Here is a 25,641-nt window from a genome sequence, read left to right on the forward strand (position 1 = left end):
CATACCTAAAAGTTGCAGTTAAAACGAGTGACTAAAAAACCGCCGTTAAAGGCGGTTTTTTCATCATCTGATACAAAATTTTACGTTATTAATTAAGTAAAGTTTGCGGCGCAGTGAAAGGTAAGTTTAACGCCTCAGCGACTTCTTTACAGACCAGTTGACCATGCATGACGTTTAAGCCGTTTAATAAATGCTTGTCTTGGTTTAACGCAGCTTTATAACCTAAGTTAGCTAACTTAATAATGTACGGTAAGGTGGCATTATTAAGTGCAAATGTCGATGTACGCGCAACAGCTCCAGGCATGTTAGCAACACAGTAATGAACGACATCATCAACGATAAATGTTGGCTCTTGGTGAGTGGTCGCATAAGAGGTCTCTACGCAGCCACCTTGGTCAATAGCAACATCGACGATAGCACTGCCAGGCTTCATACGTTTGATGTGATCTTTGGTGACCAATTTTGGCGCTGCAGCACCAGGTACTAATACACCACCGATGACTAAATCAGCTTCAAGCACATGACGTTCAATAGCGTCTGCTGTTGAATAAATAGCTTTGATACTGGAACCAAATTGCACATTTAAACGACGTAGCACGTCAATGCTACGGTCGAGGATGACAACGTCTGCGCCCATGCCTACAGCCATTTGCGCCGCATTTGAACCGACCATTCCGCCGCCAATAATGACCACTTTTGCAGGTTCAACACCCGGTACGCCACCTAATAACATTCCACGGCCTTGAAGTGATTTTTCTAATGCACGCGCACCTGCTTGAATTGACATCCGCCCAGCGACTTCTGACATCGGAGCAAGTAGGGGCAGGCCACCGCGATCGTCAGTGACAGTTTCATATGCAATACATACCGAACCGCTTTCAATGAGGTCTTGGGTTTGCGGTAAATCCGGCGCTAAATGAAGATACGTAAACAAGATTTGATCATGGCGTAACATGGCACGTTCAACTGCTTGTGGCTCTTTTACTTTGACAATCATTTCTGCCGTTGCAAATATCTGTGCTGCAGTTTCCAGGATTTTGGCCCCAGCATTAATAAAGTCTTGGTTAGTAAATCCAATCCCCATACCAGCATCTGATTGCACATAAACTTCATGTCCATGGTTGGTTAATTCACGTACACTTGAAGGAACCATACCAACACGGTATTCATGATTTTTTATCTCTGTAGGTACACCAATAATCATTTTGAGCCTCTGTTTACTAAAAAGCCCACTTTGTAGGATAAGTGAGCGTTATTGTTATTGTATTTAAGCCCTACGAACGTGCTTATTCGAGGGAACTCTAGTATAGTATCGCTTAAGCAGTTTATGCTGCTGAAGATGGTTTATAACTAGATATAAATGTTGTTTTATTAATAATATGTGGTTAAAAATATGGTAAATAATAAAAGTAATTCTATAAAAGATTTAGACCGTATTGATCGTAATATCCTCACCGAACTGCAAGCTGACGGGCGCATTTCAAATGTTGAGTTATCCAAACGTGTTGGTCTTAGCCCAACACCTTGTTTAGAAAGGGTAAAAAGGTTAGAGAAGCAAGGTTATATTAACGGATATACCGCGTTAGTTAATCCGCATTTCTTAGGTGCTTCTTTACTTGTTTTTGTCGAAATCACCTTAAATCGGGATACCCCAGACATCTTCGACCGATTTAATCGTGCAGTACAGTTACTCGATGACATTCAAGAATGCCATTTAGTCTCTGGTGACTTTGACTACTTACTCAAAACCCGAGTTTCTGACATGTCTGCTTATCGTCGTTTACTAGGTGAAACACTATTAAAATTACCTTCTGTTTCTGACACCCGTACCTACGTGGTTATGGAAGAAGTAAAACAAACCAATAAAGTGGCGTTGAGTAATCTTAGTGAGGCTTAGTGTTAGTGAATTTAGGTTAGATTTGAAAGAAAGGGCATGAGCCCTTTTTTTGTGTTTAATGCTCAATTCGGTGAATATTTATACAAAGCGAACTGTTATTAGCCAATTGAAATAAATACGCATTTAGTTTGGCTTGAAGTTAACCATTTTGGTTAGGATAATCACTGCAAATACACTCATATTCTGATATGTTTATGAATCTTTTTTCGTTTATGGAATTGTTCGTTTGACTCAAGGAAATAACCTCAAAACACTTAGTGGTGTTCAGCGCCTACTTGAAGGTGGCTTAATCATTTGTTGTATGGTTGCCTCTTATGTGTTGCTTGCATTAGCCAGTTTCAATCCTAATGACCCCGGTTGGAGTCAATCTCATTTTCAAGGCGAAATCCACAACTGGACGGGTGCCGTTGGTGCATGGATTGCTGATATCTTATTTTATTTCTTTGGCTTTATTGCCTATTTATTTCCTATAATTATTGCTGCCACGGGTTGGTTTTCTTTTAATCGCGCCCACAAACTACTCGAAGTTGATTACTTTTCTGTTGGCTTGCGCATCATTGGCTTTATGTTGATGGTATTAGCATTTGCAGCATTGAGCAGTATGAACGCTGATAACATTTACGTTTTTTCTGCCGGCGGAGTGGCAGGGGATGTTATTGGTCAGGCTATGCAACCCTATTTTAATATTCTTGGCACTACACTGTTGTTGCTTTGTTTTATTGGCGCAGGGTTCACTTTAGCAACGGGGGTGTCATGGCTAACCATCATCGAATTAACTGGTTTTGCTACCATTTGGATGGCAAAAAAATTATGGGCATTGCCACAGACATTTAAAGGGGGCTCAGAAACGGAAGACACCCGCGGCTTTATGAGTGTGGCTGACAAGTTTAAGCAAAAACAAGCACACCATGCGTTAACTGAAAATGAAACCAGTGCAACTAATACCGAATCATTAGCGCAACAACAGCCCGATACACTTGCAAAGCCGGCCCTAGAACAACACACTGATATCGAACAATCAAATACAGGTGAACAGCAAGAACGTACTGAACATAAAGGCTTTTCAATTAAACGTTTATTTGGCAAACGTAAAGATAACACTATTGACGACGCGGCGTGTGACTCGCTTGATGTGTTAAAAAGTGAGCCACAATCACTTGATGTCAATGCACCTCAATCGCAACCGTTTATTTCGGCTGCAGATGACAATAGCGGCCGCGTAGAACCCACTATGTCAATTTGGGATGAAGCCGCACAAGCTAGTGGTAATGCCAATGCAGATGTTACTCCACTTAGTGCAAATACCAGTGACGAAGATGACGAGTTAGTGGCAAAAATTAGTCCAAGTGACGCAGCAGGCGTTGAACAACATGCTAGCGCGACTGAATTTGAACAGTCTAGCCTTGAGCAAGCATCCGGTGTTATCCACTGCGCGGGTAAATTAGTTGCCCAGCGTGCGCCAGAAAAAGAGGCCAAAATTGTTGACGGTATTGTGGTTATCCCAGGTAAAACCAGCCAAGAGTTACAAAAACCAACAACGCCATTACCCAGCATTTCTTTGCTTGATGTACCGGACCGTAAAAGTAATCCAATTAGTGAAGAAGAACTTGATCAAGTCGCCCGTTTAGTGGAAGCCAAACTAGCCGACTTTAATATTAAAGCGGCCGTGGTTGGTGTTTTCCCTGGCCCTGTGATTACCCGTTTTGAGCTTGAGTTAGCACCAGGCGTGAAAGCATCAAAAATCACTAATTTGTCAAAAGATTTAGCCCGTTCATTATTATCCGAAAACGTACGTGTTGTAGAAGTTATTCCGGGTAAAGCCTATGTCGGCCTTGAGCTACCGAATAAATTCCGAGAAACGGTATTTATGCGTGACGTACTTGACTGCAAAGCGTTTGAAGAAAGTAAGTCGAACTTGTCAATGGTCTTAGGGCAAGACATAGCCGGTGATCCAGTGGTTGTTGATTTAGGTAAAATGCCACATCTATTAGTGGCAGGTACGACTGGCTCGGGTAAGTCTGTTGGGGTCAATGTTATGATCACCAGCTTATTGTATAAGTCGGGCCCAGATGATGTGCGCTTTATCATGATCGACCCGAAAATGCTTGAGCTTTCTGTTTACGAAGGCATTCCACACTTATTATGTGAAGTGGTTACCGACATGAAAGAGGCGGCTAATGCGCTGCGTTGGTGTGTTGGTGAGATGGAACGTCGCTATAAATTAATGTCAGCGCTTGGGGTACGTAACTTAAAAGGTTATAACCAAAAAATTAAGCAAGCGGCTGAACAAGGTGAGTTTATTCCAGACCCGCTTTGGAAAGCGAATGAAAGCATGTTAGAAGAGGCGCCAGCGCTTGAAAAACTGCCGTCAATTGTCGTGGTCGTTGATGAATTTGCCGACATGATCATGATTGTCGGTAAGAAAGTAGAAGAGCTGATTGCTCGTATAGCCCAAAAAGCCCGTGCAGCAGGGATTCACTTGATTTTGGCAACTCAAAGGCCCTCTGTTGATGTTATTACTGGCTTAATTAAAGCTAATATTCCAACGCGAATAGCTTTCCAAGTATCATCACGTATTGACTCGCGTACCATTTTAGACCAACAAGGGGCTGAAACCTTACTGGGCATGGGTGATATGCTTTATTTACCTGCTGGCGTAAGTGTGCCAAGTCGGGTACATGGTGCATTTATTGATGACCATGAAGTGCATAACGTGGTCGCCGATTGGTGTGCCCGTGGTAAACCGCAATATATTCAGGAAATTTTAAATGGGGCCAGTGACGGCGAGCAAGTGTTACTCCCTGGTGAAACATCAGAGTCAGAAGATGATTTAGATGCGCTTTATGATGAAGCCGTCGCGTTTGTTACTGAAACCCGCAGAGGCTCTATTTCAAGTGTGCAGCGCAAGTTCAAAATTGGATATAACCGCGCCGCTCGTATTATTGAGTCAATGGAAGCCCAAGGCATTGTGAGTACACAAGGGCATAATGGTAATCGCGAAGTATTAGCGCCGCCGCCACCAAAACATTAATTAGGACAGTTATCATGACATTTTTAAAGACGCTACTCATCGGCAGTTTATTGGTGACTACTGGTGCGCTTGCTGATGATGCAAGTGCACTGCGTGATAAACTTGCGGGGATAGACAGCTTACATACCACGTTTACTCAAAAAGTCACCGACGTAAACAATAAGGTGATTCAAAGCGGTTCAGGTTTATTTGCACTAGCCTACCCAAATCAATTTTATTGGCATTTAACCGAGCCTGATGAATCCTTAATTGTCGCCGATGGCACAAATTTATGGCTTTATAACCCTTTTGCAGAAGAAGTAACGGTTATGGATATTAGCCAAGCAATTGAAGCTTCACCAATGGCGCTGCTGGTGCACCGTGATGATAAAACATGGGCCCAATACAATGTGGCTCAAACATCGGGTAATGCTAATAACCAGTGTTATCAAATTACCCCAAAAGGTGATCAATCAAGCGTAGTTGATGTCAATGTTTGCTTTAATCAACAAACCTTAACCGGCTTTAGTTTAGTTGATGGTCAAGGCAACTTAAGCCAATTCTCACTAGCTGAGCAGCGTGAAGTCAAAGCCGATGAAACCGCTATTTTTACGTTCGTATTACCGGACAATGTTGATATTGACGATCAACGCCTGAAACAGCCGCAGTAGGTCACGCGTGTCTAATCTTGATTTTGATTTCGCCCCAGACTTTCGTCCACTTGCGGCGCGCATGCGCCCACGGGTGATTGAAGAATATATTGGTCAGCACCATTTATTAGGGGAAGGTAAACCTTTACGTCAATCTCTATTGGCCAAACGTGCTCATTCCATGTTGCTCTGGGGACCCCCAGGTACGGGTAAAACGACACTTGCGGAAATTGTCGCCCATTATGCTAATGCACATGTGGAACGCATTTCAGCTGTTACCTCTGGTGTAAAAGAAATCCGCTCTGCCATTGAGCAAGCAAAAGTCATTGCGCAAAGTCGTGGCCAACGGACATTATTGTTTGTTGATGAAGTACACCGTTTTAATAAAAGTCAGCAAGATGCTTTTTTGCCTTTTATTGAAGATGGCACCGTTATTTTTATTGGCGCGACCACTGAAAACCCGTCGTTTGAGATTAACAATGCCTTGTTATCACGGGCGCGGGTGTATTTAATTCACCGCTTAACGAATGATGAAATTAAACAGGTCGTGCAACAAGCGCTCAGTGATGAGCAGCGTGGTTTAGGTAAACGTCGGTTGAGTTTGCCAGACGATGTGGCAACTCAATTATGTCGTTTAAGTGATGGTGATGCCCGCAAATCGCTAAACTTAATTGAATTAATGAGTGATTTAGTTGCCGATGGGGGCCAATTCACCGCTCAAATGCTTACCCAAGTAGCAGGTCATCAAACTGCGGGTTATGACAAAAATGGCGATCAATTTTATGATTTGATCTCGGCAGTACATAAGTCAATCCGCGGTTCATCGCCCGATGCAGCACTTTATTGGTGTTGTCGTATTTTAGAAGGCGGCGGTGATGTGTTATATGTTGCAAGGCGTTTATTGGCCATTGCTTCTGAAGATATAGGAAATGCCGATCCAGTAGCGATGACCGTTGCGTTAAATGCGTGGGACTGTTACCACCGCATTGGTCCGGCTGAAGGTGAACGTGCCATTGCTCAAGCGGTGGTTTATTTGGCCTGTGCGCCTAAAAGTAATGCTGTCTACACTGCATTTAAACAAGCCCGCGCACTTGCTAAGGAGACGGGCAATGAACCGGTACCTCATCACCTGCGTAATGCCCCAACTAATTTAATGAAAGACATGGGCTTTGGTGAAGAGTATCGTTATGCACACGACGAAGCAGGGGCGTATGCCGCAGGTGAGTGCTACTTCCCTGAATCGTTGCAAGGTAGTCGTTTTTATCACCCTACAGCACGAGGGTTTGAAAAACGAATTCAAGATAAACTGACTCAGTTGGAACTACTTGACCAACAAAGTAAGGTAAAAAGATATGATTAATGTGCTTTTTGTGGCACTTGGTGGTTCAATTGGTGCAGTTATGCGCTATTTAATCTCATTATTTATGCTGCAAGTGTTTGGTACAAGTTTCCCTTTTGGTACACTGGTCGTTAATTTATTAGGCTCATTTTTAATGGGTATTGTTTACGCACTAGGTCAACTTAGCCACCTAAGTCCAGAGTTAAAGTCAATGGTGGGTGTTGGGCTGTTAGGAGCGTTAACAACGTTTTCAACCTTTTCAAATGAAACCTTATTGCTGATGCAACAGGGCGAATGGATGAAAGGTTTTTTGAATGTGTTGCTCAACGTATCGCTGTGTTTAGTCATGGTGTATTTAGGACAACTTTTAATTTTTTCTCGCGTTTAACTATATAAGAACTGACAACATGCTTGATCCAAAATATTTGCGTAACGAACTTGAAGTCACCGCTGAGCGCCTAGCGACTCGTGGTTTCATCCTAGATGTTGATAACATGACTAAGCTTGAAGAAAAGCGTAAGTCGTTACAAGTTGAAACTGAAGAACTACAAGCGTCGCGTAATGCTATTTCAAAATCCATTGGACAAGCAAAGCAACGCGGTGAAGACATTGCACCTATCATGGCGAAAGTGGGCGACTTAGGCGCAAAGCTTGATGCAAAAAAAGCTGAGTTAGCCGCACTTTTAACTGAAATAAACTCGATTGCCATGAGTATACCCAACTTGCCAGATGAAGCTGTACCAACCGGTGCCGATGAAAATGACAATGTTGAAGTGCGAACTTGGGGCACACCTAAAACGTTCGACTTCGAAGTCAAAGATCACCTTGATGTTGGCGAAGGCGTGAATGGTTTAGATTTTAAGACAGCGGTAAAAATTACCGGATCACGCTTTATTGTAATGAAAGGACAAGTGGCGCGCTTAAACCGTGCACTGGGTCAATTCATGCTAGATATACACACCCAAGAACATGGCTACACTGAAGCTTATGTTCCATTATTGGTTAATGAAGACAGTTTATTAGGCACAGGTCAATTGCCTAAATTTGGTGAAGACTTATTCCACACCAAACCTGCTACAGAAGAAGCGCAAAGCTTGTCGCTAATTCCTACTGCAGAAGTGCCATTAACCAACATGCTTCGTGACACCATCGTTGAAGAAGCTGAATTACCTATCAAAATGACTGCATTAACCGCGTGTTTCAGAAGTGAAGCGGGTTCTTACGGTCGTGATACTCGAGGTTTAATTCGTCAGCATCAGTTTGATAAAGTTGAATTAGTGCAAATTGTGCATCCTGAACAATCTATGCAAGCACTTGAAGAACTAACAGGTCATGCTGAAAAAGTATTACAAGCATTAGCATTACCATACCGCACGGTTGTGCTTTGTACCGGTGATATGGGCTTTGGCGCAGCTAAGACGTTTGACATTGAAGTATGGTTGCCTGCACAAAATACTTACCGTGAAATCTCTTCTTGTTCAAACATGAAAGATTTCCAAGCACGTCGTATGCAAGCGCGCTTTAGAAATAAAGCCGACAACAAACCTGCATTAGTTCATACCCTAAATGGTTCAGGCTTAGCGGTTGGTCGTACCTTAGTCGCGGTACTTGAAAACTACCAAAATGCAGATGGTTCAATTACTGTACCGCCAGTACTTCGCCCATACATGGGTGGCCTTGAAAAAATCGGTTAAGCTGCATTTTAACTTTGCTAAAAGGTTATTTAAATGACGGTAATGCCGTTATAATTTAACCTTTAACATTGTAAGACGATGAAAACCAAACCCAGTGTTTGGTTTTTTTATGAGTAAATCTTGTGGGTTATAGTGGCTTAATCGCGTAGGTTAAGTTGGTTAAAATAATCATGATAGCGGAAATACATGTTAGAAATTAGCTATGCTATAGATGAGTTAACGACGTTAATGTTCGTTAAAAATACGCATTATTTTTGTTTTGAAAATAAACAGTGGATAACGGCTAACGAGCTTAAAGCCAACGATGTCATCATTACCCGTAGTGGAAATCTAGCTTGTGTGATTAGTGTGACGCCAATTGATACGCGCCGACCTGCTCCCTTACTCGTAAGTAAACTGCGTGACGTAAAGTATAGCCATAATCATCATTTTTTTGTCACCAAGAACCCTAACTCAGCGTTAGATGTAAGTTGTGAAGCCGCGCCAAGTGATCCACTTGAGTTGATCCCTTATGAGCTTGCTAATAGACCATCTTATTTACCCAGCGGCAAACCAACTGGCCACCATAGTGGCCCTTGGGTTGCTGCGCGCTATGTCAATCAACAGGGTGAGGAGTTTATTGGCTGTGGGCGCGCCGACAATACTATGTGCGCAGAAGATGCCGCGATTACCGATTTAAAAGCAAAACTTGCAGATAACACCCAACTTAATCAAACAAATGTGACTATTTCCCATGCTTATATTCGCAAGTATGCCAAAAAAGGCCGCTTAATTAATACCATGAGTCCATGTTACCACTGCCGGGAAAACTATGGTGCGGCGTTAAATGATAAAACGATGGGTGATAGTGACTTGACTAAAACAGGTAGGAATTTTTTGAAACCAAGTTAATGGCTTATGTTGATTTTAACGCTTGTTAAAACGTTATTATGTCAGCTAAGCTGCTGATTCAATTGTTTAATCAGCAGCTTGTACTCAAAAGTGTTGCTTATAACAAAACCTGCCATGAAATATCCAATGCTAAAGTTACATACAACACCTAGATACACTTAGCAGGTTTAGGTAATCCGGCAATTTTAGTTGCTTGTTTAGCTGGGCCAACAGGGAATAAGGTGTATAAATATTTAGAATTGCCTTTATCAGGCCCTAAAGACTGACCAATTGCTTTTACCAACACCCTAATTGCAGGACTGGTTTTATATTCTAAATAAAAACTTCGTACAAAATTAATGACTTCCCAATGGTTTGCGCTAAGTTCAATATTTTCAGTCGCGGCAATGATATCTGCCATCGGCGCGGCCCAATCTTCAACATTGAGTAAATAACCTTGATGGTCAGTGTGTATTTGTTTTCCTTCGAATTCGAACGAATTTACCATGTAATAACCTTTGAAAATTGTAAGCTAAGAGAAACAAAACCAGCGTAATCAATAACAGTAATATGAGAACTGTTTAAACTGTTTTCAAGTTTTGTTTTTAACCCGCGTGAAAGCATATCCGACTCAAGTAGGTAAAGTGTTTTACCTTGTAACTGTGTTTGCCAATTAACGTCTAATAAACAGTTAATCGCATCTCCAGCAAGTAAAATGGCGTCATCAACGCCATAATATCGAAGACATAACGATAATGCATTATCGGTATAAGCGGATGTTTGTATGTGATGTAGGTTCAAAATACCAGCACCTCATCGCTGAGAGTTAAATGGTGGCTAATTAGCGCTGCTGAGGCACTTTCACAGTCAAGCGAGAGTTCGTTAATACCGATACCTAATTGCGCAAGGCTTTGTTCACACACTAATACCGATTCAATATCATAAAGAGGCATTGCCTTAAAGGTGGCGATATAATCTTTTACTCCACTTAATTGTGGCTGTTGATTGGGTAATAAATTTAGCAAACCTTCGCCGATGAATATCACCGAAACCTCTTGCTCAAAGCTCGCGCTGAGCAAAGCAAGGTCAAGTCCCTCGCGAGAGGCTGCATTACCATAAGGGCTGTGTCGAAATAATATGCTGATTTTTTTCATAAATTAAAAACTAATTAATCGATCTGCTTTTTCTATACCAGTAATTAACTCGCCGAGTCCTCCCATGGTGAACTGTGGTGCACAATTAACACTTTGTAATCCATTTTCAGTAGTATCTTGTGCTGAGACAATTCCTCGTCTTAACGCCGCTGACACGCAGTTAACTAATGCAATGTTGTGATCAGTGGCTAAGGTGAGCCATTGTTGGTGTAGGTTGGGTTCGTCAGATGCAGGGCAGGTTAGCTGATTGGCATTAAATACACCGTCTTGATAAAAAAACACCTTATGAATGCGATGACCCTGTGCTAATGCCGCTTGGCAAAAATGAAACGCGCTAACACTGGCAAATGAGCCATATACTGAACCGTTAACTTGAATAATAAATTGACTCATAAATGATAAAAAGGCTCCTGAATTAGGAGCCATTTTAGCGTAGTTCTAAACTGATTCACAGCCGCGAGGCCAACAGAATCTATTTAAAGAACACAGCTTAATCATCATTACCCATGCCCAATAAGTGCAATAGCGCCATAAATAAATTGATAAAGTTAAGGAATAATGAAATGGTTGCGCGGATGTAGTTAGTCTCGCCGCCATTAACAATACGGCTTGTATCAAATAAAATTAATCCGACCATGATCATTGCAATTGCTGCTTGAAGCGCCATGAACATTGCGCCGCTGTTAACAAAGAACATGTTAATCAGTGATAAACCAATAACGACGAGCAGGCCTGCGAATAAAAAACCGCCCATAAAGCTAAAGTCTTTTTTGGTAGTAATCGCATAAGCAGATAAAGAAATAAAGATAACAGACGTTAAACCAAAAGCTTGCATGATAAGTTCAGGGCCGTTGGTTGCGCCGGCATAATGATTTAAAATGTAACCTAACGATGCCCCCTGCATACCAGTAAAAGCAAAAATCCAAGCTAAACCAGAAGCGTTATCCGCTTTTTTCAATGTCACCATCATCACAACAATACTGCCTAATGACAGGCCAATTGACATGAAAGGACCAATTTTCATGATCATTGCCACACCCGCCATTACAGCAGCGAATGCCAATGTCATTGATAGAAGCATATACGTGTTTTTAATCAGCTTATTGGTTTCCATCGTCGTGGCATGTTGGCCCGACAAAGTTTGTTGATTCATAACCTTCTCCAAGATTTATCAATAATATGGTAAACCCGAAGAGGAGATACCATTAATAAGTTGTTGCTAAAATTGATGATAACCTAGCTCGGGTTAAGCATAAAGCTATCGAGTAAAACAATTGTTTTTATTTAAATTGATTGCTTGATAATAACGCAAACAAGACAATCAGACCCTTAAAATAATAATAACCATTGTTATAAAACTTACTTAACTGAGTATTAAAATTGCCCCTGTTTAAAAAGGGAAGTGACACCGATACGTCTTATTGTGCATTTTTAAAAGAAATTAGGCTAAACCAACCAATCTCTATGCAATTTATCGCTGTCGCCAAGATAATCAAGCACCCATTGCAGCGCTGGTGACATTTTATCTTGATCCCATGCTAAACAGCAGGGGCTATTGGGCTTTGGGTTTTGTAATGTTTTTTCAACTAAAATGCCGCTAGAAATAAACGGTTCAGCTAAATGAATAGGCATATAACCTACACCTAAGCCTGCACAAAAACAATTAATGGCACGTATCCAATCTGGTACGACTAAACGGCGTTGATTGTCCAATAACCACGTAGTGCGCTTAGGGATTTCCCTTGAGGTGTCTTCTAAGCAAATGGCTGGGTACTGAACCAGTTCATCATCAAGCAAAGGACGGTCTATATTAGCAAGAGGGTGATTTTTACAGACAAGAAATGCCCAATCAATCTCCTTCATGTCTCTATATTGATAAACACCACCAATCGGAATAGCCGTTGTCGCGCCAATGGCTATATCACTTCGTCCTGTGGCTAAAGACTCCCATACACCGTTAAATACTTCGATACGAATTATCAGCTCAACATCATCAAAGTGACGATAAAAGTCAGCGATTAACGCACTAATTCGGTCAGCGCGAACAATGTTGTCCAGTGCAATGGATAAAGTGGGTTGCCAACCATTAGCAATGCGTTGAGTTGATTGTTTAAGATCATTCATTTGTCGCAACAACTCACGCGCATTTTCTAAAAAATGTTTTCCAGGCGTTGTTAAGCTAACTGAGCGATGATGACGTTCAAATAATGTCACCCCAATGTCAGACTCAATTTGTTTAACTGCATAGCTAACAGCAGAAGGGACTTTATGTAGTTCATTAGCCGCCGCAGTAAAACTGCCTAAACGAGCAACAATGTCTATCATAGTGAGGGATTGTTCCGAAATCATAAGTTAACCTGGCTGTGATTTATTTTGAAAGCAGTGTGCAAAAATAAACGTTTCACGGCTAATACCGGTATCAATAAAATAGCGGCCTTGTTTATTCAATGAAAATTAAAAAATGTGCAACAGCAGTAAAACTACTTCAATTATAAGCCAATATGGATTCTTTCTCTATCTAACCTTGTTAAGTATGCTCGGTTTCGTCGCAACAGATATGTATTTACCTGCATTTAAAACAATTGAAAGCTCATTAGGTGCGACCACCTCGCAGGTGGCAATGTCATTAACGACTTTTTTAGCGGGACTGGCCATTGGTCAGCTTTTATATGGCAAGTTGGTTGAAAATTGGGGTAAGCGACAGTCACTCATATTCGGTATTGTGCTATTTATTGTTGCCAGCGCAATCATTGCCTTGAGTGAGAGTATTGAAATGATGAACATTGGCCGCTTCTTTCAAGCCATTGGTGTATGTAGTACAGGCGTTATCTGGCAAGCACTGGTAATAGAAAAGTACGATGAAAAACACGCTCAAAAGATGCTTTCGAGTATTATGCCATTAGTGGCGTTATCACCTGCTTTAGCTCCACTTATCGGTTCTTTCATATTGTCGTATTGGAATTGGCAAAGTATTTTTATCTGTCTTGCCATTATTGGATTGTTATTAGTGATAATGACACAGCTTTATGTTGCAAAGGATACTTCAACAACCATAGCCCATTGTGATGAAGCAATGGTGCCATCGAGCTTTAAACATATGCTCAGCAACCCCTATTATATGGGGAACGTGTTGATGTTTGCTGCTTGTTCGGGGGCATTTTTCTCTTATCTGACTTTGTGGCCTGCTGTGATGGATCAATTTGGTTATGATGCAAAAGCTATTGGTTTAAGCTTTATACCGCAGACCATCATGTTTATTGTGGGTGGTTACGGCGGAAAATTACTGATTAATAAATTGGGTAGTAAAAAGGCGTTGCTATGGAAACTTGGATTATTCTTTATTACCAGCGTATTAATTAGTTTAATTACCTTAGTTTTTAATATGACCTCTATTTATCCATTATTGATTGTGTTTGCGTTTATGGCTGCTGCAAATGGCGCTATTTATCCGATAGTGGTCAATAATGCATTACAAACTTTTAGTGGCGATGCAGCTAAAGCGGCTGGTTTGCAGAACTTTATCCAAATTTCAATCGCTTTTGGTGCATCGAGTATTGTGGCTTCTTTTGCTCATGCGGGCGCAAAGGCAATAGGCTTAGGCATATTGATATCATCATTACTGGTATTTGTCGCATTTATGATTAGTCGTGTTCAATCTTGGCACGAATTAGGACAATATTTTACTCACCCTGAGTCTGCACGAATGGGAATAGGGCATGAAAAAGAGTAGATTGATGGCTATTTAGGCACTTCATCGCGATAAGTCAATTAATACTTTACACCCATCGTGAGTTGTCATATTATTCGCGTCGTTCGGAGAGATGGCAGAGTGGTCGAATGCACCGGTCTTGAAAACCGGCAGGGGTTTATAGCCCCTCTAGGGTTCAAATCCCTATCTCTCCGCCATATTCAAAACAAAAAAGCCGTTGATTATCAACGGCTTTTTTGTATCTAATGCATTTCAGAATAGTCCAACAGGATTAACTGATACAATGCACTTATTCCGCGCGACAAATTGCACCTATCCCCGACATCTGTTTGTCCAAATCTCTTAAAGAGCAGAGATTTCCATTTGATCTTAAAATCTTACTGTTAACTAAGGTCTGGTCGATTGTCACTCGCAGACATGTTCAGAAGTTATGATAAATCCGTAATCTGTTTTGATGTTTACAGTCTGCTGTGTTTCCATTAATTTTGGTTAAATTGCTAGCAATGCGAACTTATATTGAGCAGTTGAAAGAGATTTATGAAAAAATTAACTATTTGGACTTTACAGTGCCACGCGGTTCACCTATTATTCGCCGCGTTCGGAGAGATGGCAGAGTGGTCGAATGCACCGGTCTTGAAAACCGGCAGGGGTTTATAGCCCCTCTAGGGTTCAAATCCCTATCTCTCCGCCATATTTAAGTCAAAAAAGCCGTTGTTTATCAACGGCTTTTTTGCGTTTATGATTTGGAAAAATCTTCCAATCTACCAATCTACCAATCTACCAATCTACCAATCTACACACCTTAACTAGAGTCGCTTGATTTACAACACTGACCTTCAACAGCAAGCTGTAGTCAGGATGATTGCTTGTTATCATGAACATGAATTGAGCACATTGGTTAACGTATTTTTTCGTGCCATTGAGCAGAATCGGCACCTAAAACACATTCGCCATTTTCTCTTAAAGACAAGCGTAAAATGCAATGTTCCATTACCTGTTGAAAGTCTTCTTTTGGCAAGTGTCTAACTGAGTCTACTAAGGCTTTACAATGTGGCGCGCATTGCGCTTTTAAACTGTAATACACCCATTTGCCTTTTTTATGATGCTCTAGTAACCCCGCTCGGTAGAGCATTTTAAGGTTGCGCGATATGTTGTATTGCGTATCACCAATCACATCCATCGCTTCAGCAACGGCCATCCGTTTATCAACATGCAATAACAACCAAAACAACCGTAACCGATTTGGTTCAGACAAAGCTTTTAGTGCATCAATATACTTTTCATCCATTACGGTTGTTACCTTACTATTTGGTCCATCCCATTGATGGTGAGAGAATTATACTACGTATTGAAAAATAGCTCCGCCTACAATTGCTGTTGTTAAAACAATCGTCACAAAGGCAATAACGGCTTTTGGTTTTAACACCGACGATACTATCGCGATTTCAGGCAAACTTGCACCTGTACCGCCAATGATAAGGGCTAATGCTGCGCCCAGTCCCATGCCTTTTGCAATTAGAACATTGAGTAATGGAATGGCCATTTCAATGCGTAAATACAATGGAACACCAACAAAAGCGGCCACAATGACAGAGACAAAACTGTCGCCACCCACGTATTTCTCGACTAACTCAGCAGGTAAGTAGGCAGCAGAAAAAGCACTTATTACCGCGCCTAATAATACATACGGAATAATGCGTTTAAATAACGACCATGCGCCTTGCATTGCATTTTGTATTCTTGATGCTTCAGGGTTAACCGCGCCGCCACAACTGCTCGGTTGAGTTGGTGCACTGCGACTACTTGAAGCGTTGTCATTACTACAATCACTGCTGGTTTTACTGTCGCTGCAGGTTTTTACTTTGGTGCCTTCTAATTCGTCACCACGTTTTATTTCATTGCGCCAAGGTGATTTAGAAATTAACCAACCGCCAAGTATGGCTGCAGTAAATGTAATGACAAAATACACGAAGGTGATTTTTAAACCAAAGGTGGCGTATATCATTGCAAGCACGATAAAATTACATAACGGTGCTGACAATATAAAGCTCATGATTGTTCCCAGTGATGCACCCACAGAGGCCATACCCATCGTGACAGGGATAACTGACGCACTACAAAAGGGCGTTAGCATGCCAAAAGCAGCACCTAATAACGATCCCCATTTTTCATGTTTAGTCAGTTTTTGTTGCAGTGCATCTTGTGGGATATATTCTCGCATGATCCCAGTAAGTACTGAAACAATGGCGATGATAACAACTAAACTCCCCCCAACATGTACAAATTCATTTAAGGCAATAATTAATTTATCGTTCACAGTTTTATCTCATCAATCTAAAAGAAGGAAATGAGGTTAGCACGTATGCGCAAATGTGCAACTGTGCTAGTTGGTGTTTGGCTGATAACTAATTACAGCGTGAAGCGGCCATATTGGTACTTATTTAATTTTTTAGGAGGAGTTATTCAATAAAATTAAATGCTAATAGCACTTGGGCAATGGTAAGTTGTACCAAAGTTAAAAATACATTGATTGTAGTTTTTTGAGTTAAGTTTAAAAATATTTTTTAAAATATGAAATACTTACATCAATATTGAAGTGCTAATTAAAAATGATGAAAAATCAGATGTTTATTTTGAGATAAACACCTTATTCATCGTTAATTGTTAATAAATAATTTGAGGCGTGACATGTTTGATCCAAAAAAGATGACTTTTTACAAACGTTTTACTAAAGATATTTTAGCCGGAAGCAAAACCATTACGATCAGAGATAGCAGCGAAAGCCATTATAAAGCCGATACCATTGTTGAAGTTAGAGAGCTCGAAACCGGTCGATTATTTACTCATATTAAAATCAATTCAGTGCAGCCAATACACTTTAATGAACTCACAGAGCGACATGCAAAGCAAGAAAACATGTCATTACCGATGCTACAAAAAGTCATTGCCGATATATATCCAAATATAAAAAACCTGTACGTCATTGATTTTAATTTATGTCCAACTGCTGAGCCCGAAATAGTCTAATGCCCTGATAAGCATCGACGGTTGATAACTCAATTTTATACCGTGTTTTACGCTGCACTGGTTACGATTTAAACCAAGGAAAGCATAATCGATAGGATATGGGTAAGGCTTATTAAACTGTGCATTGCCAATGGTCATTACATAAAGCCAAAAATTACTGTGTTTAACATCTAATCAGTGACACTGTTAATTGGCGTTAAAAGCAACATAAAAGCGATAAAATATTATTCATAAAACATGTATCAATCAGCAAGCTTGTTAGTATGTTAGAGAAAGTATTTTCGGAGACGCATTGCTGACATGATAAATATTACCAATATCTCAAAACAATATCCCATGGGAGATACTGTCGTAGAGGCCCTGAAACAAGTGAGTTTAACCATTAACAACAATGAATTTGTTGCCATTATGGGGCCCTCTGGTTCTGGTAAATCAACCTTAATGAATATTATTGGTTGTTTAGATAAACCAACATCAGGTAATTATGAGCTTAATAATGAATCGGTGGCTAAGTTAAGCGATGATGAATTATCCAGTGTCCGTAATAAAGCCATTGGTTTTGTATTTCAAAGCTTTCATTTATTACCGAGGTTAAGTGCATTACAGAATGTGACTTTACCATTACGGTTTGCAGCGCAGGTGCCAGAAACAGATGACCGTTATGCAAGGGGATTGCTTGAAAAAGTCGGTTTAGGCTCAAGAGCTGATCATCGACCTAATCAGTTGTCTGGCGGCCAACGACAACGGGTTGCAATAGCTCGTTCTTTAGTGAATAAACCTGCAATTTTATTGGCCGATGAACCAACAGGCGCGTTAGACAGTAAAACTTCGGTTGAAATTATGGCGCTGTTTACTGAGTTACATCAAGCAGGGCAAACCATTGTTTTAGTCACCCATGAAGAAGACGTTGCGGCTTATGCGCAGCGTATTATTCGAATGCGCGATGGCGCTATTGTCGACATTGAACAAAAGGCTTAACAATGCTTACTCAATCAACACCATCACCCTTGCCATTTTTCCCCATCAAAGGTCCCTGCGTCATTATTAAACTGTGTGTGTTAACTTGTGTGCTTGCATCTCATTTGTGTGTGGCTAAAGCCGATTCCCAACAAGGGCAAGATAGGGTAAATGTGATTACCCCAAGTGGTATTGAGCAGCAACATACTAATAACTTACCAGAGATTGCATTGTTGCTAACAGGGCAGGTCGCCTCGGCTAAGTCACAGCCATTTATTGTGCCAAAAGCTGGGCGCGCATGGCGCTATCAAATAAAATGGATGCTACCAGAAGGGACATTAGCTAAGCCCGGACAAGTTGTGGTGATCTTTGATAAAAGCGATTTAGCCAGTCAAGTTGAGCAATTGGAGGCCACCTTGTTAAGTGTGACTGCGCAAGAACAAAGCCAAACCATAGAACTTAACAGCCAACGGTTACAAGCACAATTTGACTTAACTAAAGCCAAACTTGAGTTTGATAAAGCCGCACTAGATGGTGCTATCCCGGTAAATTTTATTGCTGCAAAAGAGTATGCTGATAATCAATTTGCACTATTAACTGCAAAGTCAGACGTGAGTAAAAAAAGACAAGCATTAAAAGAAATCACCGATAAACAAACTGCAGTATTACAACAACTATCCATCGACAGAAAAAAAGCCCAAATAGCACTTAATTATGCCCTAGATGGTATAGACCAACTTGAGCTTAAGGCAACCATTAATGGTCCGTTACTGTATGAACGTGATTATGGCGCAGATAAAAAGTTCGCAGTCGGTGACACGGTTCAAATAGGCAGAAAAATTGCCACCATTCCGGCCATGAATAATCTACAAATAGCCGCGTGGGTTAACGAGGTCGATGTTGATAAAATTGCTTTGCAACAAAAGGTTAGCATTCATTTAGATGCGCAGCCAAAGATTAAATTAACTGGCAAAATTATTCAAATAAGCAGTCAAGCTAGTCGCAAAGCTTCATGGGGTGAAAGTAACTGGTTTAAAGTGCTTATTGACTATCAAGGCCAAGCGGGAGCGAAGATAATACCTGGTATGAGTGTGATGGTAAACGTGGAGCCAACAACATGAAGCTACATCATTTAATATTATTGGCCACATTAGGGTTATTAACTGCTTGCTCTAAGGATGTGACATATACCGTAAACCGTGGCGTGTTAGATCAAAAAATTGAAGTCACTGGTGAGCTGGTGTCTGCTGATACCATCAATTTAAAACCTCCGGTGATCCGCCGTGTATGGCAATACCAAATAAAAATGTTAGTCGCTGAAGGGGCACAAGTGGCTAAAGGTCAAGTGGTTGCACAGCTTGACACGTCTGAATTAGTTCAACGTTTGTCAGTGAAAAGTGCCCGACTAGAAACCACTATTCAAGACATTAAAACCTCAACATTACGCAATGCACAAAAGCTTCAAGACTTGAAACTCAGCCTTGCTGAAGCGGAAATGAATCAGAAAAAAGCCCAGTTAAAAGTGGATATATCTGATGCCACTGTGTCAGAAATTGACAAGAAAAAATATGTCATTGAAGCCACTATAGCCAATGACAAGGTGGCCTTAGTGCAACAACAAATAAAGCTTGAGATTAATGGTGCTAAACAAAGACAGAAAATGCTTGTTGGGGACAAACAAAAGTTTACCTCTGAAGTGGCTGCGTTAAAAAAGGGCATCCAATCATTAACTCTTATTGCGCCGCGCAGCGGCATGGTGGTATATGGCATTGATGCAATGGGCAATAAAGTGGCTGAAGGTCAGTCTATTTATGTGGGTGATGCAATATTAAGTATGCCAGAACTAGACAATATGCAAGTGAATATGACCATTCCCGAAGTCGAAGCGGGTAGAGTGAAAGTAGGCCAAACATTAAAAGTGCGCTTAGATGCCAACCCAGACCGAATTTTTAATGGCAAAATTAAGCAATTGGGCGCGGTATTTCGGGTTAAAAACCAAGATGTGCCGTTAACCATATTTGATGCCGTAGCTACGGTGACAAAGCCTGACTCTTCGTTAATGCGCCCTGGCATGACGGCAAAAGTGGCAATTGATGTCACATCAAATAAACCGCAATTACTCCTGCCTCTCGATGCCATTGAATATAAAAATGGCCAAGCCTTTGTGCAAATAGAGGGTTTTTTTCAAAACCGACTCAAATCAATCACCTTGGGCAAAATGGGCACACATCAAGTCGAAGTATTAACGGGACTGCAAGCCGGAGATGAGGTGGTATTACCATGAAGAACTTTATTACCAATGTCATTACACTCAACATACTTGCTTGTGGGATGTTAACCCTCAGTGGCTGTAATCCATCTGCACAAACTGATGTGCTTACGATGACAGTTAACCGCGGTGATTTTGTGGTCGATATCCCAGCCACAGGTGAACTAGAAGCCAGCAAGTCAGTATTGATCAATGTGCCTTCTGGGCTTCGCGGGCCGCAATCTTTGTCGTGGATAATTGATAATTTCAGTTATGTGAAAGCAGGTGATGTTATTGCAAGAATGGATGGCACAAGGCAACGCTTTGATCTTTCAAAAGAGCAGCTAAACGTTAACCGCTTAGATTTAGACAGTAAAATACAAAAAGAAAAAGACGCCACCATTGATAAGTCATTGACAACCGACACAAAGCTGACGACAAAAGAGCAAATATTGGCTGACAAGTTTTATAGTGAAGATGAACGCGTGTACACCAAAATCGACATAATCGACCAAATGCGCAATAAAGATTATCTGGCGGCCAAAATGGATTATTTTGATTGGGGATTAACGCAGCACAGCACACAAGCGCAAGCAGAACAAAATTTAATTAGCCTGAAACAAAAAAGCCATTTGAGTAAAATTAAACTGTATAGCAATAACCTGCAGCAAATGGAGATTAAAGCGCCAAAAGCAGGCTTATTTGTTGCTACCCGTAATTGGAATGGGCTAACGCCAAGTGCTGGCGATATGTTGTGGTCAGGATTAACCATAGGTAAGTTGCCCGAAACCAAAACCATGCAAGCAAAAATGTTTGTTCTTGAATCAGAAGCCTTGGGCTTGAGCATAGGAAAAACGGCCACTGTCGTGTTAGATGCTTATCCGAATAAAAAATTTAGCGGTAAAGTCACCCAAGTTGATTCCTTGGCCAAAGCAAAAGATCAAAATAGCCCAGTAAATTATTTTGAGATAACCATTAGTTTAACCAACACCGTTACCAAAATAATGAAACCCGGCCGGCAAGTTACAGCCAAAATTCATGCGTTTAATATTGCCAATGTGATTGCCATTCCTAATCAGGCCATTTTTCAACATCAAGGTAAAAACTGGGTCTATTTACGTACACCAACAGGGTTTGTGAAGCAAACCGTCGAAGTTGGGACGCGCAGTATTAATTGCACTGAAATTACATCGGGAATTAACGCCAATGATGTTATCGCTCTCACCATGCCGTCAAAAAGGAGCCAAGTGCAATGAGCATCGCCTTTTTGCCAACCATCAATAAACATTATAAAACCTATATAGAGGGTATCGGCCAAGCATTTAATGAAATGCGCCACCATAAACTCAGAACATTACTCACCTTACTTGGGATGATATTTGGCGTAGGTGCCGTCATTGCAATGCTCAGTGTTGGTGAAGGCGCTGAAAAAGAAGCGCTTAAAATGATTGAATCAATGGGGGTAAATAACCTTGTTGTTCAAGCGCGGCCGTCACAAGGCGATGCGCGTAAAGCAGTGAGAGAGCACAGTATTGGCTTGAGCATGCGTGATATAGAAAGTGCAATAGTGACCTTGCCTTTTGTTGCAAATTGGAGTGCACAAAAACAGGTTAAGCTATTTAGTTTGTTTAGTTTACAAGGACGCAGTAATGCTAAAGTTGTTGGCATATCGCCGTCTTACTTTGGTTTAACGGCCTTAAAAATAAATCAAGGAAGGGAATTAACCGCAAACGACAATGCCCACTTTAACCAAGTGGCAGTGTTAGGGCCTGAAGCCGCAAGAAGCTTATTTCCTCAAGGCCAAGCATTAAATCAATCTGTGAAAATAAATCATCAATGGTTTACTGTTGTCGGCATCCTTGCTGAAAAAAATGATCATCATTCCACCATCAAAGGCGTAAAGTTAGGTGGCGAGCGCAATCAAGTGTTTATTCCACTCGCTACAGCACATAAAAAACTCAAATTTAACATACTTGAGGATGAATTAGATTCATTCAAGATTGCAATGAAAGCGGGAAATGACCCAAGATTAGCGGCTCAAAGCTTAACCCATTTATTGGAACGCCGTCACGGTGGTGAAAGTGATTTTGAAGTGATTGTGCCTGCTGATTTATTGGCGCAGCACCAAAAAACGCAGCAAATTTTTAATATTGTTATGGCGTGTGTTGCGGGTATTTCGTTACTGGTTGGTGGGATTGGTATTATGAATATCATGCTGGCGACGATATTAGAGCGCACTGCTGAAATTGGTTTATTAAGGGCGTTGGGTGCTAAACGTAGTGACATTGCGCGGCAGTTTTTAATTGAAAGTATCGCAATTTCAGCCACTGGTGGTGTCATTGGAATATTTGTTGGATTTATTCTCGCCGCCATTATTTCATCGGCTGCAGGTTGGCCTGTTGCTTGGTCACTGTTTTCTGTCGTTTTATCATTGTCTGTTTGTATGGGAATAGGTGTCGGGTTTGGTTTTTATCCAGCTCAAAAAGCGGCAAAACTAGACCCTATCGTTGCATTGCAACGAGACTAAACTGCTTTGTACTAGTAAGTGATGATCAACAGGTATGCGAAACGATATGCCAATATGCCAATAAGACTTATCACTGTTAACAGCCTCATCAGCATTGATACTCTCTTATACGGTATGAGGTGAAGATGGCTGTAAGTCAAACTCTATAAATGCTATTTATGCTTAATGTCATTTCAACAAAAGCAGAGTGCTGTTACTGTGTTTTGCTACTTTTTGATAAGCAACACCCACTTATAAAGTTGGAAGCTGTTTCTGGATGTGATTATTACGCCGTGTTTGCGCAATATTGAACATGCAAGTGGGTTTATTCATTGTCATAAACGGTAACGAGCGTTTATTTATGGGTTTGAATGTCCGCAACGAAATAATATTACATTGATTTGTTTGAATGTTAGCCAGCTATTATCTAAGTTGTGGGCTAAATGATGAATTGAAAGCAAAGTTTAGATAATAACTATGATGCTTAAAATCATGATTGGTCGTTATTATATATTTGAGTTAGATAAATTTATATTTGGCTAAGAAATATACTATTAACAGGTTTTGGTAAATAACAATAATGTAACAAATTGGCTGCACTTTATTTAGTGATAACTAATTAAACTGAAAAATATTCAAGTTACGTTTGTATATATAATCGACAAAATTTAAAATTATTTCGATTGTATAATTTGATTTGTTGTAATAAGTGGTGATTTTTAATTGCTCACCTGCATATTTAATCATTTTTTTAGAATTAAAATTTTTATCATATAACTAAATTTTTATTAAAAATGACCAGTATTTTGTCTTTTTACACGCTCGTAAATGAAGTAAGAGGTGAGAGTAATAAAAAAGCGCCAATCGGCGCTTTTTGTATTTTAAATAAACTAGCGTTTATCTAAAGCAATAAAATCTCTGTCTTCAGCACCTGTATATAATTGGCGTGGACGACTGATTTTATGACCAGGTTGATCTAACATTTCCTTCCAGTGTGCAATCCAACCTACTGTGCGTGATAATGCAAATAACACAGTAAACATGCTTGTTGGAATACCAATGGCTTTCATGATAATGCCAGAGTAGAAGTCGACATTTGGATATAATTTCTTAGATACAAAGTATTCGTCTTCAAGTGCGATACGCTCAAGTTCCATTGCGACATCAAGTAGTGGATCTTGTACATTTAACTCATCAAGTACTTCATGACAAGTTTCACGCATGACTTTAGCACGCGGGTCAAAGTTTTTATAAACTCGATGACCAAAGCCCATTAACCGGAAGGGATCGTCTTTATCTTTGGCACGCGCAATAAACTCAGGTATGCGCTCAACACTGCCAATTTCTTCAAGCATTTCAAGGCATGCTTCGTTAGCACCACCATGGGCAGGTCCCCAAAGAGAGGCAATACCGGCTGCAATACAAGCAAATGGATTAGCGCCAGAAGAACCTGCTAAACGTACAGTTGATGTTGATGCATTTTGTTCATGGTCTGCATGTAATACAAAGATTCTATCCATTGCTTTTTCAACAACGGGATTAACTTTGTATGGTTCACAAGGCACTGCGAACATCATCGATAAGAAGTTACCTGCATAAGATAAGTCATTTCGAGGGTATACAAACGGCTGGCCAACTGAGTATTTGTAACACATTGCTGCAATGGTTGGCATTTTAGAAATCAGTCTAAACGCCGCAATCTCACGGTGTTTAACATCATTGACGTCTAAAGAATCTTGGTAGAACGCAGACAGCGCACCAGTCACACCACATAGCATTGCCATCGGGTGTGCATCACGACGGAAACCACTAAAGAAATCAGCTAATTGTTCATTGACCATCGTATGGTTTTTTACCATAGATTCAAAAGCTTGATATTGTGCTTTAGTCGGCAATTCGCCATTCAATAACAGATAACAAACGTCTAAATAACTAGTCTGTGTGGCAAGTTCGTAAATTGGGTAACCACGGTGGGTTAAGATGCCTTTTGCACCGTCAATATACGTAATGGCAGATTCACAAGATGCTGTTGCCAAGAAACCTGGATCAAAAGTGAAATAACCTTTAGAACCTAGTTTACTGATGTCTATAACATCAAAGCCAGCGCTTCCTTGTTTGACTGGTAGGTCAATTGAATCATTATTCGGTAATTCTAATTTGGCTATATGTTCAGCCATACCCCGTTCTCCTTACTTCATTCTTTTCTTGTGAGTGCGGCATGTTAAGCGGTCATTACTTTACAGTGATCTTGGTTTACATTTCAATTTAAATAAGCGTTTAAATTTTTTATTATGATGGTATATATCTTGCTTAAGCTAGCTGTAATGCGGTTTTGCATCGTATTTAAATAATTTTTAATAAAAAAATAGATTTTGATAATGTGATGTTTGTATTTGACATTCTGCCCGAGTATACTTGCTCGCGCCTATTTGAGAGACGAATGTCACAGTTTGAGAAATATTTTATTACAACTCTAAATTAGTGATTGCTCAATTGGTTGTGTGTTTGGGGTAAATCAGTACAATTTTCGTTAATAGTTAATTTAATGTTAAGTATTTGCGAGCGGTAACTGATAAAAAC

24 protein-coding genes and 2 tRNA genes are annotated in these 25,641 nt (G+C 40.5%); 16 read left to right on the top strand and 10 right to left on the bottom strand.

Features of this window, described 5'->3' with window-relative positions; all coding sequences use genetic code 11:
• Positions 1-88: 88 nt before the first annotated feature.
• Positions 89-1,204 carry an alanine dehydrogenase gene (gene ald, locus G3R48_RS03905; protein ID WP_153663270.1) on the bottom strand — a complete coding sequence of 372 codons (1,116 nt, stop codon included), beginning with the start codon at positions 1,202-1,204 and terminating at the stop codon, positions 89-91.
• A 189-nt stretch (positions 1,205-1,393) separates the two neighbouring features.
• On the opposite strand from ald, the gene lrp reads away from it, so the two are divergent.
• From lrp to G3R48_RS03940, 7 genes are all read left to right on the top strand, one after another.
• The gene (lrp, locus tag G3R48_RS03910; protein ID WP_153663271.1) at positions 1,394-1,897 is read left to right on the top strand and encodes a leucine-responsive transcriptional regulator Lrp; all 504 of its coding nucleotides are present in this window, start codon (positions 1,394-1,396) and stop codon (positions 1,895-1,897) included.
• A 226-nt stretch (positions 1,898-2,123) separates the two neighbouring features.
• Positions 2,124-4,928: a DNA translocase FtsK gene (locus G3R48_RS03915; RefSeq protein ID WP_153663272.1), complete on the top strand. Its 2,805-nt coding sequence runs from the start codon at positions 2,124-2,126 to the stop codon at positions 4,926-4,928.
• Between the two features lie 11 nt (positions 4,929-4,939).
• A complete protein-coding gene (gene lolA / locus G3R48_RS03920; protein WP_380713662.1) occupies positions 4,940-5,578 on the top strand; it encodes an outer membrane lipoprotein periplasmic chaperone LolA in 639 nt (212 codons plus the stop codon).
• A gap of 7 nt (positions 5,579-5,585) precedes the next feature.
• Positions 5,586-6,917: a replication-associated recombination protein A gene (locus G3R48_RS03925; RefSeq protein ID WP_212593205.1), complete on the top strand. Its 1,332-nt coding sequence runs from the start codon at positions 5,586-5,588 to the stop codon at positions 6,915-6,917.
• The gene (gene crcB, locus G3R48_RS03930) at positions 6,910-7,284 is read left to right on the top strand and encodes a fluoride efflux transporter CrcB (RefSeq protein ID WP_153663276.1); all 375 of its coding nucleotides are present in this window, start codon (positions 6,910-6,912) and stop codon (positions 7,282-7,284) included. The genes G3R48_RS03925 and crcB overlap by 8 nt, the downstream gene beginning before the upstream one ends.
• Before the next feature lie 19 nt (positions 7,285-7,303).
• Positions 7,304-8,590: a serine--tRNA ligase gene (serS, locus tag G3R48_RS03935; RefSeq protein ID WP_153663278.1), complete on the top strand. Its 1,287-nt coding sequence runs from the start codon at positions 7,304-7,306 to the stop codon at positions 8,588-8,590.
• A gap of 186 nt (positions 8,591-8,776) precedes the next feature.
• Positions 8,777-9,481, top strand: a complete 705-nt coding sequence (locus G3R48_RS03940; RefSeq protein ID WP_153663281.1) for a hypothetical protein — start codon at positions 8,777-8,779, stop codon at positions 9,479-9,481.
• 148 nt (positions 9,482-9,629) lie between these two features.
• Here G3R48_RS03940 and G3R48_RS03945 read toward each other — a convergent pair whose 3' ends face one another.
• The 6 genes from G3R48_RS03945 to punR all read right to left on the bottom strand — a co-directional run bounded on the left by G3R48_RS03945 (position 9,630) and on the right by punR (position 12,963).
• A complete protein-coding gene (locus G3R48_RS03945) occupies positions 9,630-9,968 on the bottom strand; it encodes a TusE/DsrC/DsvC family sulfur relay protein (RefSeq protein WP_153663283.1) in 339 nt (112 codons plus the stop codon).
• Positions 9,962-10,261 carry a sulfurtransferase complex subunit TusB gene (gene tusB, locus G3R48_RS03950; protein ID WP_153663285.1) on the bottom strand — a complete coding sequence of 100 codons (300 nt, stop codon included), beginning with the start codon at positions 10,259-10,261 and terminating at the stop codon, positions 9,962-9,964. The genes G3R48_RS03945 and tusB overlap by 7 nt, the downstream gene beginning before the upstream one ends.
• Positions 10,258-10,614, bottom strand: coding sequence for a sulfurtransferase complex subunit TusC (gene tusC, locus G3R48_RS03955; RefSeq protein ID WP_153663287.1), 357 nt, complete (start codon positions 10,612-10,614; stop codon positions 10,258-10,260). The genes tusB and tusC overlap by 4 nt, the downstream gene beginning before the upstream one ends.
• Positions 10,615-10,617: 3 nt before the next feature.
• Positions 10,618-11,007 (bottom strand): sulfurtransferase complex subunit TusD, encoded by a 390-nt coding sequence (tusD, locus tag G3R48_RS03960; RefSeq protein WP_153663289.1) that lies wholly within the window; start codon positions 11,005-11,007, stop codon positions 10,618-10,620.
• A 97-nt stretch (positions 11,008-11,104) separates the two neighbouring features.
• The gene (locus tag G3R48_RS03965) at positions 11,105-11,767 is read right to left on the bottom strand and encodes a Bax inhibitor-1/YccA family protein (RefSeq protein WP_153663291.1); all 663 of its coding nucleotides are present in this window, start codon (positions 11,765-11,767) and stop codon (positions 11,105-11,107) included.
• A gap of 293 nt (positions 11,768-12,060) precedes the next feature.
• Entirely contained in the window at positions 12,061-12,963 is a 903-nt protein-coding gene (gene punR / locus G3R48_RS03970; RefSeq protein ID WP_153663292.1) for a DNA-binding transcriptional activator PunR, read from the bottom strand.
• A 112-nt stretch (positions 12,964-13,075) separates the two neighbouring features.
• On the opposite strand from punR, the gene punC reads away from it, so the two are divergent.
• The 3 genes from punC to G3R48_RS03985 all read left to right on the top strand — a co-directional run bounded on the left by punC (position 13,076) and on the right by G3R48_RS03985 (position 15,014).
• Positions 13,076-14,344 carry a purine nucleoside transporter PunC gene (punC, locus tag G3R48_RS03975; protein WP_153663293.1) on the top strand — a complete coding sequence of 423 codons (1,269 nt, stop codon included), beginning with the start codon at positions 13,076-13,078 and terminating at the stop codon, positions 14,342-14,344.
• 85 nt (positions 14,345-14,429) lie between these two features.
• Positions 14,430-14,520 (top strand) — tRNA-Ser (locus G3R48_RS03980).
• 403 nt (positions 14,521-14,923) lie between these two features.
• Positions 14,924-15,014 (top strand) — tRNA-Ser (locus G3R48_RS03985).
• 207 nt (positions 15,015-15,221) lie between these two features.
• Here G3R48_RS03985 and G3R48_RS03990 read toward each other — a convergent pair.
• Together G3R48_RS03990 and G3R48_RS03995 are read right to left on the bottom strand one after the other, a co-directional pair.
• Positions 15,222-15,611 (bottom strand): ArsR/SmtB family transcription factor, encoded by a 390-nt coding sequence (locus G3R48_RS03990; protein WP_153663294.1) that lies wholly within the window; start codon positions 15,609-15,611, stop codon positions 15,222-15,224.
• A gap of 48 nt (positions 15,612-15,659) precedes the next feature.
• Entirely contained in the window at positions 15,660-16,640 is a 981-nt protein-coding gene (locus G3R48_RS03995) for a permease (RefSeq protein WP_212593206.1), read from the bottom strand.
• Positions 16,641-17,011: 371 nt separating this feature from the next.
• Between G3R48_RS03995 and yqfB the strand changes: the two genes are divergently transcribed.
• From yqfB to G3R48_RS04025, 6 genes are all read left to right on the top strand, one after another.
• The gene (yqfB, locus tag G3R48_RS04000) at positions 17,012-17,350 is read left to right on the top strand and encodes a N(4)-acetylcytidine aminohydrolase (RefSeq protein ID WP_153663295.1); all 339 of its coding nucleotides are present in this window, start codon (positions 17,012-17,014) and stop codon (positions 17,348-17,350) included.
• 300 nt (positions 17,351-17,650) lie between these two features.
• Positions 17,651-18,328, top strand: a complete 678-nt coding sequence (locus tag G3R48_RS04005) for an ABC transporter ATP-binding protein (RefSeq protein WP_153663296.1) — start codon at positions 17,651-17,653, stop codon at positions 18,326-18,328.
• Between the two features lie 2 nt (positions 18,329-18,330).
• Positions 18,331-19,428: an HlyD family secretion protein gene (locus G3R48_RS04010; RefSeq protein WP_153663298.1), complete on the top strand. Its 1,098-nt coding sequence runs from the start codon at positions 18,331-18,333 to the stop codon at positions 19,426-19,428.
• A complete protein-coding gene (locus tag G3R48_RS04015) occupies positions 19,425-20,591 on the top strand; it encodes an efflux RND transporter periplasmic adaptor subunit (protein ID WP_153663300.1) in 1,167 nt (388 codons plus the stop codon). The genes G3R48_RS04010 and G3R48_RS04015 overlap by 4 nt, the downstream gene beginning before the upstream one ends.
• Entirely contained in the window at positions 20,588-21,811 is a 1,224-nt protein-coding gene (locus tag G3R48_RS04020; RefSeq protein ID WP_153663302.1) for an efflux RND transporter periplasmic adaptor subunit, read from the top strand. The genes G3R48_RS04015 and G3R48_RS04020 overlap by 4 nt, the downstream gene beginning before the upstream one ends.
• Positions 21,808-23,082, top strand: a complete 1,275-nt coding sequence (locus G3R48_RS04025) for an ABC transporter permease (protein WP_194823865.1) — start codon at positions 21,808-21,810, stop codon at positions 23,080-23,082. The genes G3R48_RS04020 and G3R48_RS04025 overlap by 4 nt, the downstream gene beginning before the upstream one ends.
• 869 nt (positions 23,083-23,951) lie before the next feature.
• Here the strand turns inward: G3R48_RS04025 and G3R48_RS04030 are convergent.
• Positions 23,952-25,238: a citrate synthase gene (locus G3R48_RS04030; protein ID WP_153663304.1), complete on the bottom strand. Its 1,287-nt coding sequence runs from the start codon at positions 25,236-25,238 to the stop codon at positions 23,952-23,954.
• Between the last annotated feature and the right edge of the window lie 403 nt (positions 25,239-25,641).

Source organism: Shewanella intestini (assembly GCF_018221465.1).
GTDB classification, from domain to species: Bacteria; Pseudomonadota; Gammaproteobacteria; order Enterobacterales; family Shewanellaceae; genus Shewanella; species Shewanella intestini.